This window comes from Pseudomonas fulva, from assembly GCF_023517795.1.
Taxonomy (GTDB): Bacteria; Pseudomonadota; Gammaproteobacteria; order Pseudomonadales; family Pseudomonadaceae; genus Aquipseudomonas; species Aquipseudomonas fulva_D.
Genome location: NZ_CP082928.1, coordinates 2,598,256 through 2,611,445, shown reverse-complemented (window position 1 = coordinate 2,611,445; position 13,190 = coordinate 2,598,256). Strand labels below are relative to the sequence as shown.

The following is a 13,190-nucleotide window of genomic DNA, read 5'->3' as shown; positions in this document are numbered from 1 at the left end:
CCCGTATTGTTGGATTATCTGGGGTTTCACCGAGCTTAATCTTGTTCGTTTTTTTACACAACCGGTTCATGTCGACTCACGAAAGCTGGCAATAGAAGCCTAAAACGGTGCAGCGCTTTTTCGCAGAAATGCCCTGAAACGCCCTAAAAATGGCCATCACGCCCCCGTTTGGGGCAGCATCAGGCTGCCTTGACAGCATCTGGCGTTTGGGATTGACTCGCGGTGTGTCAGCAATTGATTGATATTTTTAACAACATAGGTGTTGCATCATGTCGGTACCCCCGCGTGCCGTTCAGCTCAATGAAGCGAACGCGTTCCTCAAGGAACATCCTGAGGTTCAGTTCGTCGACCTTCTGATTGCAGATATGAATGGCGTCGTGCGCGGCAAGCGCATCGAACGTGCCAGCCTCCACAAGGTGTACGAAAAAGGCATCAACCTGCCGGCTTCGCTATTCGCCCTGGACATCAATGGCGCCACCGTCGAGAGCACAGGCCTGGGCCTGGACATCGGCGACGCCGACCGTATCTGCTTCCCCATCCCCGATACCCTGTGCAAGGAACCCTGGCAGAAGCGCCCCACCGCGCAATTGCTGATGACCATGCACGAACTGGACGGCAGCCCCTTCTTTGCCGACCCACGAGAGGTATTGCGTCAGGTGGTACAGAAGTTCGACGAACTCGGCCTGACCATCTGTGCGGCTTTCGAACTGGAGTTCTACCTGATCGACCAGGAGAACGTGAATGGCCGTCCGCAACCGCCGCGCTCGCCGATTTCCGGCAAGCGCCCGCACTCCACCCAGGTCTACCTGATCGACGACCTCGACGAGTACGTCGACTGCCTGCAGGACATGCTCGAAGCCGCCAAGGAACAGGCGCTGCCGGCCGACGCCATCGTCAAGGAAAGTGCGCCGGCGCAGTTCGAGGTCAACCTGCACCACACCAAGGATGCGCTCAAGGCCTGCGACCACGCGCTGCTGCTCAAGCGCCTGATCAAGAACATCGCCTACGACCACGAGATGGATTCCACCTTCATGGCCAAGCCCTATCCGGGCCAGGCGGGCAACGGTCTGCACGTGCACATCTCGCTGCTCGACAAGAAGACCGGGCAGAACATCTTCGCCACCGACGATCCGGAGCAGCACGCACCGCTGCGCCATGCCATCGCCGGGATCCTCGACACCATGCCGGCGTCGATGGCCTTCCTGTGCCCCAACGTCAACTCCTACCGGCGTTTCGGGGCGCAGTTCTACGTGCCGAACGCGCCGAGCTGGGGCCTGGACAACCGCACCGTGGCGGTACGCGTGCCGACCGGCAGCAGCGACGCGATCCGCATCGAGCACCGGGTGGCCGGTGCCGATGCCAACCCGTACCTGATGATGGCGGCTATCCTCGCCGGCATTCACCACGGCCTGACCAACAAGCTGGATCCGGGCGAGCCAATCGAGGGCAACTCCTACGAGCAGCTCGAGCAGAGCCTGCCGAACAACCTGCGCGATGCCCTGCGCGAGCTGGACGACAGCGAGGTACTCAACAAGTACATCAGCCCGGACTACATCGACATCTTCGTCGCCTGCAAGGAAGCCGAACTGCAGGAGTTCGAGACGACCATCTCCGACCTCGAGTACAACTGGTACCTGCACACCGTGTAACCCCCTGAAACGCCGGCACCAGCCGGCGTTTTCACAGGCGAGGCTGCCTGACCCGGCACGCTGTGCCTGGCGTGCCCCCATCGTCACCATTGCTATCAGGATGACCGCCATGATCCGACGTCTCGCCCTTCTGCTAGCCCTCGCCCCGGCATCTGCAATGACTGCAGCCAGCGACAGCATCCGGGTCTACAACTGGAATGACTACATCGCCCCCGAGGTGCTGGAGCGCTTCCAGAAGAAAACCGGGATCAGGGTCGACTACCACACCTTCAGCACGGCCGAAGAGCTCGACGCGGTGATGGCTACCGGCGAGCCCATCGACATCGCGGTGGTCTCGCACAATACGCTGCCGCAGCTGATCAGCGACGGCAAACTGCAACCCCTAAACTTGCCGCAACTGAGCAATCGCGCGCACCTGGATCAGGACCTGCTGAAAAAGCTCGCCGCCGTCGATGCCGGTAACCGTCACGCCATTCCGTACCTGTGGGGTGCGGTCGGTCTGGCGATCAACCGGCCCAAGGCGGAAGCGGCCTACGGCGGGCCACTGCCGCACAGCTGGAGCCTGTTCTTCGACCCGGCCCAGAGCGCACGCCTGGCGAGTTGCGGCATCAGCTCCCTGGATGCGCCGGCGGAGGTGCTGTCGGTGCTGTTCAACTACCAGGGGCGCAGCCTGGCACGCGCCGCCCCGGCGCGGATCAAGCGCGCGGGCGAGTTGCTGTTGCAGGTGCGACCGAACCTGCGCTATGTGGACAGCGAGCGCTATATCGACGACCTCGACAATGGCCGCCTGTGCATGGCGCTCGCCTGGGTGGGTGACGCCCTGAGCGCCGCCAGAAAGGGCCAGCCGGTGGCGTTCGTGATCCCCGACGAGGGCTCGGCGCTGTTCATCGACAACCTGGTGATTCCCAGCAGCGCAGCCCGCGCGGACCTGGCCCATCGCTTCATCGACTACCTGATGCAACCCGAGGTGGCGGCCCAGATCACCAGCGAGACGCTGTACCCCAGTGGCAATGCCGACGCCAGACAGTTTCTCGACGACAGCCTGAGCAGCGAACCCGCCCTCTATCCCGACGCCGAACTGAAACGCCGCCTGCATATGCTGGAAACCCTGCCCGCCAAACAGGCCGAGGTTCGCGAAGCGGCCTGGCAGCGCTTTCGTGAGGGCGCCTGATTGACCAACCGAAAACCCCGGGCCAGCAGCCAGGCCCGTATCGAACAGATTCTCGGTGCAGCCCGCACCCTCCTCGCCGAGCAGGGCGTGGCGGCACTGTCGATCTACACCGTGGCCGAACGCGCAGCTATCGCACCCTCGTCGATCTACCACTTCTTTTCCAGCGTGCCCGCGCTGCTGCAGGCGCTTACCGCCGATGTACACCGCGCCTTTCGCGCCTGCCTGCAGGAGCCCATCGATGCCGAGGGGCTGCACAGCTGGCGCGACCTTGCCCGCCTCATCGAACAGCGCATGCTGAGCATCTATGCCGGTGATGCCGCAGCCCGGCAATTGATCCTCGCCCAGCATGGCCTCGCCGAGGTGGCCCAGGCCGACCGCCAGCACGATATCGAACTCAGCCAGCAGAACCGCGCGCTGTTCGACCACTATTTCGAGCTGCCGGCCCTGCCGGACGACATCGATGTATTTGCCCTGGCCATGGAGCTGGGTGACCGCGTCTACGCCCGCTCGATTCAGCAGCACGGTGAAATCACGCCACGCTACGCCGAGGAAGGCTTGCGGGTGTTCGAAGCCTATCTGGGACTGTACCTGCCACCCTTCCTGCGCAAACGCGCGGCACCATGACGGGCGTCGTAGCGGTGACACGGCTATTGGAGTCATCACGCCGAAAAGATCCATCTATTACAAATATTTATCGGTAAATTTCGCTATTTAACGGGTCTTACGACGATCAAATCGATTTTAAAATCGATATATATCGACTATAAGATCACCCTGAAGTGGACATTCTTGTCCTCGCCCGCTTGAATCGATAGCGCTGCCGATATTGGCGCTCTGATCCATTGCCTGGAGGCTGCTCATGTCTCGTACCGTCACCGTGGCGGCCACGCAAATGGCTTGCGTCACGGATACCGCAACGAACATCGCCAATGCCGAAAAGCACGTGCGCGAAGCGGCCGCCATGGGTGCGCAGATCATCCTGCTGCAAGCATTGTTCGAGACGCCGTATTTCTGTCAGAAACCCAACCCGGACTCCCTGCAACTGGCCACGCGGGTGGCTGACAACCCAGCCATCAGGCATTTCCAGGCACTGGCCAGGGAACTGCAGGTGGTTCTGCCGATCAGCTTCTACGAACTGGCCGGGCCGGCGCGCTTCAACAGCGTGGCGGTGATCGATGCCGACGGCAGCAACCTTGGCAGCTATCGCCAGAGCCATACTCCTGATGGCCCCGGCTACCACGAGCGGTACTGCTTCGAACCGGGCGATACCGGCTTCAAGGTATGGGATACCCGCTACGCCCGAATCGGTGTCGGTATCTGCTGGGATCAGTGGTTTCCCGAATGTGCCCGTACCATGGTCCTGCAGGGTGCCGAGGTGCTGCTCTACCCGACCGCCATCGGCAGCGAGCTCGATGACGCCAGCATCCTTGCGCGCGACCATTGGCAACGGGTGCAACAGGGCCACGCGGGCGCCAACCTGGTACCGCTGGTTGCCAGCAACCGCATCGGCGTGGAACAGCAGGACGGCTACGCCATCAGCTTCCATGGCTCATCCTTCATCGCCAACCAGTTCGGCGAGAAGGTCGAAGAACTCGGCGAGAGCGAGGCCGGCGTACGGGTGCACAGTTTCGATCTCGCCAAGCTGGAGCAGGTGCGCAGCGCCTGGGGCACATTCCGGGATCGCCGCCCCGACCTGTATACGCCACTGACAACCCTGGATGGCACACCTGCCTCCTGAACCCACAGACCAACGGAGCACGCCATGACCACGCTGACCTCGACCCCTCGCGCCGACGGCTTTCGCATGCCGGCCGAATGGGAGCCCCACAGCCAGACCTGGATGGTATGGCCGGAGCGCCCGGACAACTGGCGCCTGGGCGGCAAGCCTGCGCAGCACGCCTTCACGGCGGTTGCCAGGGCGATCGCCGAGTTCGAAACCGTGACCGTCTGCGCCTCGGCCGCCCAGTACGAGAATGCCTGTGCGCACCTGCAGCACGAGCGCATCCGGGTCGTCGAAATGACCACCGACGATGCCTGGGTGCGCGACACCGGCCCGACCTTCGTGACCAATGCCCAGGGCGAACTGCGCGGCGTGGACTGGGGCTTCAACGCCTGGGGCGGTTTCGAAGGTGGCCTGTACTTCCCGTGGCTGCGCGACGATCAGGTGGCCAGCAAGATCCTCAACATCGAAAGCTGCGACCGTTATCGCACCGAGGGTTTCGTGCTCGAGGGCGGCTCGATCCACGTCGACGGCGAAGGCACCCTGATCACCACCGAAGAGTGCCTGCTCAATCACAACCGCAACCCGCACCTGAGCCGCGAGCAGATCGAAGCCGTGCTGGCCGATCACCTGGCCATCGACACCGTGATCTGGCTGCCCCATGGCCTGTACAACGACGAGACCGACGGCCACGTCGACAACTTCTGCTGCTACGTGCGCCCGGGTGAAGTGCTGCTGGCCTGGACCGACGATCCGCAAGACCCCAACTACAGCCGATGCCAGGACGCCATGGGCGTACTGGAAAAAGCCCGCGACGCCAAGGGCCGCAAGCTGACCGTACACAAGATGCCGATTCCGGGCCCGCTGCATGCCACCGAGGAAGAATGCGCCGGTGTCGACCGCGTGCTCGGCAGCCAGGAGCGTAGCCCGCAGGTACGGCTGGCCGGCTCCTACGTGAACTTCCTGATCGTCAACGGCGGCATCGTCGCGCCCAGCTTCGACGATCCCAAGGACCAGGAGGCCAAGGCCATTCTCGATCGCCTGTTCCCGGAGCATCGCGTGGTGATGGTGCCGGGCCGGGAAATCCTGCTCGGCGGCGGCAATATTCACTGCATCACCCAGCAGCAGCCGGTGGCCACCGCCCGCTGACCGCAGCGCCCTGCAGACCTGCAGAAAAACAAAAGCCCGGAACCAGTCCGGGCTTTTGCATTTGAACGGGCCGCCGCGTGGCGCGGCCCATCAGGACAGCTTAGAGCAGGGGGATGCTGTAGCTGACGATCAGGCGGTTCTGGTCGGCGTCGGCGTTGGCAACTTCCGAACGCAGCGAAGCGTTACGCCAAGCGAAGCCCAGCCCCTTGGCAGCGCCTTCCTGTACCACGTAGCTGATGGTCAGGTCGCGTTCCCACTCTTTCAGATCGCCCCTTGCCGACTTGATGTTGTCACCTTTCATGTACAACACGTTGGCGGTCAGGCCCGGCACGCCGATCTTGCCGAAGTCGTAGCCGTACTGGGTGATCCAGGTACGCTCGCCGGCACGGCCGAAGTTGCTGATCTGACGGTCGGTGATCAGGTAGGTGGTAGAGCCACCCTGGCCTGGGATCGAGCCCTGGTTCAGCTGGATGAAGTTGCTGTCACCGGAAACCTGCTGGTAACCGGCGCTCAGCGCGTGACCTTCCAGGCTGTAGGTGAAGAACGCGCTCCAGGTACGGTTGTCGACTTCACCGGTAGTGATGCCGGTACCAGCGGCATTGCGGCCGTAGTAACCCGAACCCAGGTAGCCCTCAGCACGACCAGCGGCACTGCCATTCTTGCCGTCGGAGTTGGTGTCGAAATAGCGCAGGTCGGATTTCAGCGAGCCAGCGCCCAGCGCCAGGGTATGGGTCAGACCCAGGAAGTGCTGCTTGTAGAAGTCATCCAGGTTGCCGTAGTAGTACTGAACCAGCAGATCCTTGTTGATCTTGTAGTCAGCGCCGCCGTAGTAGAACTTGTTGCTGTCGGCACCTGCACCGGCGCCAGCGATAGCCAGCGAGTCGGCGTTACTGGAGGTACGGCCCTTGGCGTGCTCCAGCTGACCGGCAATCAGGGTCAGGTTGTCGATCTCGTTGGAGGTGATCTGCGCGCCTTCGAAGGTCTGCGGGATCAGACGACCATCGTTGAAGGTCACCACCGGCAGTTTCGGCTGCAGGGTACCAACATGGGCAACGGTCTTGGAGAAACGGATCTTGCCGGTCAGGCCCAGGCTGCTGAACTCGTCACGAGCGCTGCCATCGCTTTCCAGGGGGAACAGAGCACTCGGATTACGATCTTGCCCGACTTTGCCCGCGCGGCCGCCACCGTCCAGACGCACGCCCAGCAGGCCGAGGGCATCGACGCCCACGCCCACGGTGCCTTCGGTAAAGCCCGACTGCAGGTTCAGCTGGAACGCCTGGCCCCACTCACGCACCTGGCCATTGTGAGCGTTGGCAACACCCACATCACCCTGGCTTTCACGGTTGTCGTTGTCGAAATAGAAGTTACGCAGATCCAGCTTGGCCGTGCTGTCTTCGATAAAGGCAGCGTTGGCAACGTTGCCCAGGGTCAGACCCAGAGTGCCGGCGGCTACGGCCAGCGCCAGGGAAGCTTTTTTCATCGTGATCTCTCCAGTGTTCTGTTCTTTTATTGGTGGTGCACATCGGTCTGGAAGGTGCCGCGTTCTAGGCGTGCAGCCAGCCGAATTCGGGTAGCGCCGTGGGGCAGCAGGCAGCCGGAAGGCGCCACAGCTACGGGCACGGCACTACGAAAACTCAAGGGTAAAGATGAAACAGGTTGGTCTGGCTGCTGCAGCGACAGGCAAAGGGCATCGTCAGATTCTCGGCATTATTATTGTCGGCCCAAGGCCGTTGCTGTGAATTTAGCACAGCAGATTACGTGCCATGGGCGACCAAAGTCGCATAACAGCCAACATTTCAATATGTTACTGGCAAAATGACAGGAAGTGGCAGTCGCTCATCGACTAAAATGAGCGATTATCCGCCGAACAGCAGGGGGAACAAGGCGATTTTCCGCCAAGTCAGCTGGTGACGATCTGATTCTTGCCCTGGCGCTTGGCCTGATACATGGCCGCATCGGCACGTGCGTAGAGCACATCGAGCCCAGGGTCGCCGCTGCGCAGGGACGTCAGGCCCTGGCTGACGGTGATACCGAAAGCCGTGCCTTCATGGCTGAACGACAGGCGTTGAATTTCCCGTTGCAGGCGCTGGGCGATCTGCGAGGCCAGTTCCGGCTCGCATCCCGGGAACAGCGCCGCGAATTCCTCACCACCGATTCGCCCGAACAGATCACCTCGGCGCAGCACCGAGCTGGCGCAATTGGCCAGTTGCTGCAGCACCTGGTCGCCCACCTGATGGCCGTAGGTGTCATTGATGTGCTTGAAATCGTCCAGGTCCAGGAGCAGAAAAGCCAGCGGCTGCCCATGGGTGCGCGCCAGCTCGAACTCACTCTGGGCGCATTCGAAGAAGTGCCGCCGGTTGCTGCTCTGGGTCAGCACGTCGGTGGTCGCCAAGCGATGCAGCTCGCCTTCTAGCTGCTTCTTCTCGGTAATGTCCTCGGCGATACCGAAGATGATCGGCGAGGCATGGGTCTCGCTCTGCCGGCCGATAAAGCACTTGTCACTGAGCCAGCGGATTTCGCCATCGGCGCGGATGATCCGATACTCCCGGGCCTCCACGGCGCCGGTCTCCAGTACCTTGGCCATGCTCTCGGCAGCGTACTCCAGATCATCCGGATAGATACTGTTGCGCCATTCACCGTAGTCGGCCAGCAGCAAGCCGGCCGAACGGCCGAAAACCAGCTCGTAGGCCGGGCTGACGTAGATGATCTGCTGGGCCTCCCAGTCGAACGCCCAGAGTACGGCGTTCACACTGCCCAGCAGGGTACTGAACAGCTGCTCGCGCTCGCGCAGCCGAGTGCCCTCGGCACGGCTGTGCAGCAACGCCAGGGTCAGCTCCTCCAGGTCGATAGCTGCGAGTTCATCCATATACCGATCCAGAACATTGGCCTTTTGATTGCGGTGAAGGTCGCCACGGGGAATCGAAAAAGCCCGCCGAATGGCGGGCTTTTGTAGGGCGACCGGGTCACAGCTATGACCATGGCCGCAGTGGGCGGTTCACCGCCCGCTCAGCTTTGTGCGCTACGTCACGCGGCGACGGGTCGCAGGGAGTAGGTCTTCAGCTGCTCGGCGAAGTCGCGCAGGGATTGAATGCCACTGGCCTCGGCATCCTGCACCCAGTGCTTGATGGCCTCGAGCATGTCATGGCCGTTGGCACTGGTACGCGCCCAGATCAGCTGCAGGGCCAGACGCTTCTCGTAGATCACCTTGAGCGCCTGGCTGTGCGCCAGCATCGCATCGATATGCACCTGCTGCTTGTCGTGCAGCAGGCTCGGCTCACGGGAGAGCAATCGCTTGGCGCGGCGGAACTGGTGGCGAACCGACTCGTCGGCCTTGGCGAGCTCCTGCTTGACCAGCGGCCCGATCACCAGCTTGCGGTACTGGGCCATGATCTGGAAACGGTTGTTGAGGATGGCCATGGCGGTGTCCATGTCCAGAATCCCTTTGCCTGGTACTCGGTGGGCGATCGGCGCGACACGCTGAACCTTGGCGAGCCCCAGGAAGCTGAACAGTTTTATCCACGCCCAGCCCATGTCGAACTCCCAGGGCTTGACCGACAGCTTGGCGGAGTTGGGGTAGGTGTGGTGGTTGTTGTGCAGCTCCTCGCCGCCAATGATGATGCCCCAGGGCACCAGATTGGTGGCCGCGTCGCGGCATTCGAAGTTGCGATAGCCGACGGCATGGCCCAGCCCGTTGATGACGCCGGCCGCCCAGAAGGGAATCCAGATCATCTGCACGGCCCATACGGTCAGACCGAGTGCGCCGAACAGCAGCACATCGATGATCAGCATCAGCGACACACCACCAAGCGGGAAGCGCGAATAGACGTTGCGCTCGAGCCAGTCATCGGGGCAATTCTTGCCGTAGATGCGCAGGGTGTCCTCGTTCTTCGCCTCTTCGGCATACAATTCGGCGCCTTTGCGCATCACCGTGCCAAGCCCTTTCACCACCGGGCTATGGGGATCGTCGGCGGTTTCGCATTTGGCGTGGTGCTTGCGGTGGATGGCCGTCCACTCGCGGGTATTCATGCCTGTGGTCATCCACAGCCAGAAACGGAAGAAGTGCTTGAGTGCAGGGTTCAGCTCCAGGGAGCGATGGGCCGAGTAACGGTGCAGATAGACCGTGACGGCCACGATGGTGACGTGGGTCAGCAGCAGGGTAACGATGATGAGCTGCCAGACCGGCAAGTCGAGAAAACCGTTGTACCACATGGGCAGGGGTACCTCTTGCAGAGAGAAAGCGATGCGGACAAAGTGCCGCGCTTCCATTATCAACATCAACTGCTGGAAAACCACTTGGTCTTTTGGCTAAGGATGTTACAAGAATGCCCCCAGCGATGATCTTTTCCAGCGACAGGGAAGCCGTTATCCGCCCATGAGCACTCGCCAAGGCGCATTACGCCTGACTTTGAACTACCTGATAGCCGCCGGCCTGTGGATCGTGTTCAGCGACCTGCTGCTGGCCTCCCTCGACCTGACGGCCCGACAGACGGAGCAGGCCCAGGTCTGGAAGGGCCTGGTATTCGTGCTGCTGACCAGCGGCCTGCTGTACCTGACGATCAGCCGCCACCTGGGCCGCCAGGCGCGAATCGGCACGGCGCTGCGCGCCAGCGAGGAACGCCTCAGCCTGGCCCTGTCGGCCACCGAGGACGGTCTCTGGGACTGGGACCTGCGCCGCCAGCGCGTTTACTATTCGCCGGGTTACCACACCCTGCTGGGCATGAAGGATGGCGAACTGAGCGCTGACCGCGACCAGTGGCAACAATTGCTGCACCCCGAGGACCGCCCTGCCTACCAGCGCGTCCTCGACGAAGTGATGCAGGCGACCGCGGACACTTCCTACGAAAACAGCTACCGCCTGCGCCACCGCGACGGCAGCTACCGCTGGGTACTGTCGCGCGGTCGCCTGCAGCTCGATGCCCAGGGGCGGCCGGAGCGTTTCATCGGCACCGTCAAGGACGTCACCCAACGCCGCGCCGACGCCGACAGCCTGCGCCAGGCGGCCGCGGTATTCGAATCGACCCAGGAAGGCGTGCTGGTCACCGATGCGCAGCAGACCATCGTGCACATCAATCCGGCGTTCAGCCGGATCACCGGCTACAGCGAAGCGGAAATCCTCGGCAAGCACCCCACCCTGCTCAAGTCCGGCCGCCATGACGCCGCGTTCTACCAGCAGCTCTGGCACACATTGCAAACCCAGGGCAGCTGGAGCGGCGAGGTGTGGAACCGGCGCAAGGACGGCGAAATCTATCCGCAGTGGCAATGCATCCGCGCCATCCGCGGCGACCACGGCCTGCTCAGCCACTATGTGGCCGTGTTTTCCGACATCAGCGTGCTCAAGCATTCCCAGCAGGAACTCGACCACCTCGCCCACCACGATCCGCTGAGCAACCTGCCCAACCGCCTGCTGTTCAGCGAGCGCGTCGAACATGCCCTGCAGCGCGCCCAGCGCGACGACGATCGCGGCGCCGTGCTGGTCGTGGACCTGGATCACTTCAAGCACATCAACGAGAGTCTCGGCCACAATGTTGGCGACCTGTTGCTCAAGGCCACCGGGGAGCGGCTCGCCAGCAGGCTCGGCCCCGGCAGTACCCTGGCGCGTCTGGGCGGTGACGAGTTCGCCGTGCTCAGCGAAGACTGCACACAGGCCGAGCAGGCGGCGCATCTGGCGCAGGCACTGATCGACTGCCTGAACGCACCGTTCCTGCTCGACGGTCAGGAGCTGTTCATCTCGGCCAGTGTGGGCATCTGCCTGTATCCCGAAGATGCGAAGACCGTCGATGAGGTGCTGCGCAACGTCGACTCGGCGCTGTTCAAGGCCAAGAACAGCGGCCGTGAAGGCTTCGCGTTCTACGATCAGGAGCAGACCGAGTACGCACGCCAGCGTGTGGAACTGATCGCCGGCATGCGGCACGCCATCGAAAATGGCGAGCTGCGGGTACATTACCAACCGCTGCACAGCCTGACTGACAACCAGATGATAGGTGTCGAGGCACTGGTACGCTGGCAGCATCCGCAGCGTGGGCTGGTGCCGCCTGGCGAGTTCATTCCGATTGCCGAAGACAGCGGCATGATCAGCGCCATCGACGCCTGGGTGCTCGAGCAGGCATGCCGGCAGATGGTCGCCTGGCGCAACGCCGGGCACGGTCTGCAATTCGTCGCCGTGAACATCTCCAGCCGCCTGTTCAGCCGCGGCGAACTGGATCAGCGCGTCGCCCAGGTCTTGCAGAGCACTGGCCTGCCGGCGAGCTGTTTGGAGCTGGAAGTGACGGAAAGCGCGGTGATGGACGCCCCGGATCAGGCCCAGGCCCTGCTCGAACGCCTGCGCAGCCTGGGCGTGCGCCTGGCCATCGACGACTTCGGCACCGGTTACAGTTCGCTGGCGCGCCTGAAGCGCTTGCCGGTACACAAGCTCAAGCTCGACCAGAGCTTCGTAGCGGGCCTGCCCGACGACCAGGACGACCTGGCGATCACCCGCGCGGTGATCGCCCTGGCGCACAGCATGGAGATGAAGGTCCTTGCCGAAGGCGTGGAGCGCGTCGAGCAGCTAGAGCGTCTGCGCCAGCTGGGCTGCGACTACGTTCAGGGCTACTTCATCGGTCGCCCGGTGCCCGCGCAGAACCTGCCGCTGGCGTGACCAACGTCGCGCCAGCAGCGCACCTCAGAACAACGCCTTGCGCGCGTCGCTGGTGAGCACCTCGTCGGGGCGCTGGCCGATGGCCTCGGCAACCTGATAGGCCCGCTGCACCGCAGGCCGCTTGCCCATGCGCGCCAGCCAGGCGGCCATGTTGGGGAAATCCTCGAGGCGCTGGCGCTGCAGCTCCCAGCCCTTGGCCCAGGGGTAGATGGCCATGTCGGCGATCGAATAGTCACCGGCCACGTACTCGCGCCCCTCGAGCTGCCGGTCCAGTACGCCGTACAGGCGCGCCGTCTCTTTCACGTAGCGGTCGATGGCATAGGGAATCTGCTCCGGCGCGAAGCGCACGAAGTGATGGTTCTGCCCGGCCATTGGCCCCAGCCCGCCCATCTGCCAATGCAGCCATTGCTGAACCTGCACGCGCAAGCGCGGCTGCAGCGGCATGAAGCGGCCGATCTTGTCGGCCAGGTACTCGAGAATCGCCCCGGACTCGAACACCGAGATCGGCTCGCCGCCGTCGCCGGGATTGTTGTCGACGATGGCCGGGATCCGGTTGTTCGGCGAGATCTTCAGAAATGCCGGTTCGAACTGCTGGCCCTCGCCGATATTGACGGGGTGCACGTCGTAATCCAGCCCGCTCTCTTCGAGAAAGATGCTGATCTTGTGGCCATTGGGGGTCGTCCAGTAATGGAGGTCGATCATGGAGGCGCTCCTGTCGAATGGTGGCGGCCGCCTGCCGGCACCAGTGGGCAATGGGTAAGATCTTGGAGCCGGGCGCCGCGCGCAGAGTTCAGGCGCGGTGACCTACCGGGCGGGGCCGGCGTCCAGCATCGACAGTGGGACACGGGTAGCCAACCGCGAGCTGCC

Annotated in this window: 10 protein-coding genes; 6 read left to right on the top strand and 4 right to left on the bottom strand. The window is 62.9% G+C overall.

Going from position 1 to position 13,190, the window contains the following annotated elements; all coding sequences use genetic code 11:
• Window positions 1-269 precede the first annotated feature (269 nt).
• The 5 genes from K8U54_RS11750 to aguA all read left to right on the top strand — a co-directional run bounded on the left by K8U54_RS11750 (window position 270) and on the right by aguA (window position 5,689).
• The gene (locus tag K8U54_RS11750; protein WP_249910275.1) at window positions 270-1,649 is read left to right on the top strand and encodes a glutamine synthetase family protein; all 1,380 of its coding nucleotides are present in this window, start codon (window positions 270-272) and stop codon (window positions 1,647-1,649) included.
• Window positions 1,650-1,758: 109 nt separating this feature from the next.
• Window positions 1,759-2,820 (top strand): polyamine ABC transporter substrate-binding protein, encoded by a 1,062-nt coding sequence (locus tag K8U54_RS11745; protein WP_249910274.1) that lies wholly within the window; start codon window positions 1,759-1,761, stop codon window positions 2,818-2,820.
• Window positions 2,821-3,444: a TetR/AcrR family transcriptional regulator gene (locus K8U54_RS11740; protein ID WP_249910273.1), complete on the top strand. Its 624-nt coding sequence runs from the start codon at window positions 2,821-2,823 to the stop codon at window positions 3,442-3,444.
• A 235-nt stretch (window positions 3,445-3,679) separates the two neighbouring features.
• Window positions 3,680-4,558: an N-carbamoylputrescine amidase gene (aguB, locus tag K8U54_RS11735; RefSeq protein WP_249910272.1), complete on the top strand. Its 879-nt coding sequence runs from the start codon at window positions 3,680-3,682 to the stop codon at window positions 4,556-4,558.
• Between the two features lie 24 nt (window positions 4,559-4,582).
• Complete coding sequence (gene aguA / locus K8U54_RS11730; protein ID WP_249910271.1) at window positions 4,583-5,689, top strand: agmatine deiminase; 1,107 nt, start codon at window positions 4,583-4,585, stop codon at window positions 5,687-5,689.
• 100 nt (window positions 5,690-5,789) lie between these two features.
• Here the strand turns inward: aguA and K8U54_RS11725 are convergent, their stop codons facing one another.
• From K8U54_RS11725 to desA, 3 genes are all read right to left on the bottom strand, one after another.
• A complete protein-coding gene (locus K8U54_RS11725) occupies window positions 5,790-7,169 on the bottom strand; it encodes an OprD family porin (RefSeq protein ID WP_249910270.1) in 1,380 nt (459 codons plus the stop codon).
• A 420-nt stretch (window positions 7,170-7,589) separates the two neighbouring features.
• Window positions 7,590-8,555 carry a GGDEF domain-containing protein gene (locus tag K8U54_RS11720; RefSeq protein WP_249910269.1) on the bottom strand — a complete coding sequence of 322 codons (966 nt, stop codon included), beginning with the start codon at window positions 8,553-8,555 and terminating at the stop codon, window positions 7,590-7,592.
• A 158-nt stretch (window positions 8,556-8,713) separates the two neighbouring features.
• Window positions 8,714-9,898 carry a delta-9 fatty acid desaturase DesA gene (gene desA, locus K8U54_RS11715; protein ID WP_249910268.1) on the bottom strand — a complete coding sequence of 395 codons (1,185 nt, stop codon included), beginning with the start codon at window positions 9,896-9,898 and terminating at the stop codon, window positions 8,714-8,716.
• Between the two features lie 163 nt (window positions 9,899-10,061).
• On the opposite strand from desA, the gene K8U54_RS11710 reads away from it, so the two are divergent.
• Entirely contained in the window at window positions 10,062-12,323 is a 2,262-nt protein-coding gene (locus K8U54_RS11710) for a putative bifunctional diguanylate cyclase/phosphodiesterase (protein ID WP_249910267.1), read from the top strand.
• Between the two features lie 24 nt (window positions 12,324-12,347).
• Here the strand turns inward: K8U54_RS11710 and K8U54_RS11705 are convergent, their stop codons facing one another.
• Window positions 12,348-13,025: a glutathione S-transferase N-terminal domain-containing protein gene (locus K8U54_RS11705; protein ID WP_249910266.1), complete on the bottom strand. Its 678-nt coding sequence runs from the start codon at window positions 13,023-13,025 to the stop codon at window positions 12,348-12,350.
• Window positions 13,026-13,190 lie beyond the last annotated feature (165 nt).

What these genes read in the sequence shown, in the direction of transcription:
- K8U54_RS11710 (WP_249910267.1), top strand. Translation starts at nt 10,062, where the DNA reads ATGAGCACTCGCCAAGGCGCATTACGCCTGACTTTGAACTACCTGATA.
- desA (WP_249910268.1), bottom strand. Translation starts at nt 9,898, where the DNA reads ATGTGGTACAACGGTTTTCTCGACTTGCCGGTCTGGCAGCTCATCATC.
- K8U54_RS11705 (WP_249910266.1), bottom strand. Translation starts at nt 13,025, where the DNA reads ATGATCGACCTCCATTACTGGACGACCCCCAATGGCCACAAGATCAGC.
- aguB (WP_249910272.1), top strand. Translation starts at nt 3,680, where the DNA reads ATGTCTCGTACCGTCACCGTGGCGGCCACGCAAATGGCTTGCGTCACG.
- K8U54_RS11725 (WP_249910270.1), bottom strand. Translation starts at nt 7,169, where the DNA reads ATGAAAAAAGCTTCCCTGGCGCTGGCCGTAGCCGCCGGCACTCTGGGT.
- K8U54_RS11750 (WP_249910275.1), top strand. Translation starts at nt 270, where the DNA reads ATGTCGGTACCCCCGCGTGCCGTTCAGCTCAATGAAGCGAACGCGTTC.
- K8U54_RS11745 (WP_249910274.1), top strand. Translation starts at nt 1,759, where the DNA reads ATGATCCGACGTCTCGCCCTTCTGCTAGCCCTCGCCCCGGCATCTGCA.
- K8U54_RS11720 (WP_249910269.1), bottom strand. Translation starts at nt 8,555, where the DNA reads ATGGATGAACTCGCAGCTATCGACCTGGAGGAGCTGACCCTGGCGTTG.
- aguA (WP_249910271.1), top strand. Translation starts at nt 4,583, where the DNA reads ATGACCACGCTGACCTCGACCCCTCGCGCCGACGGCTTTCGCATGCCG.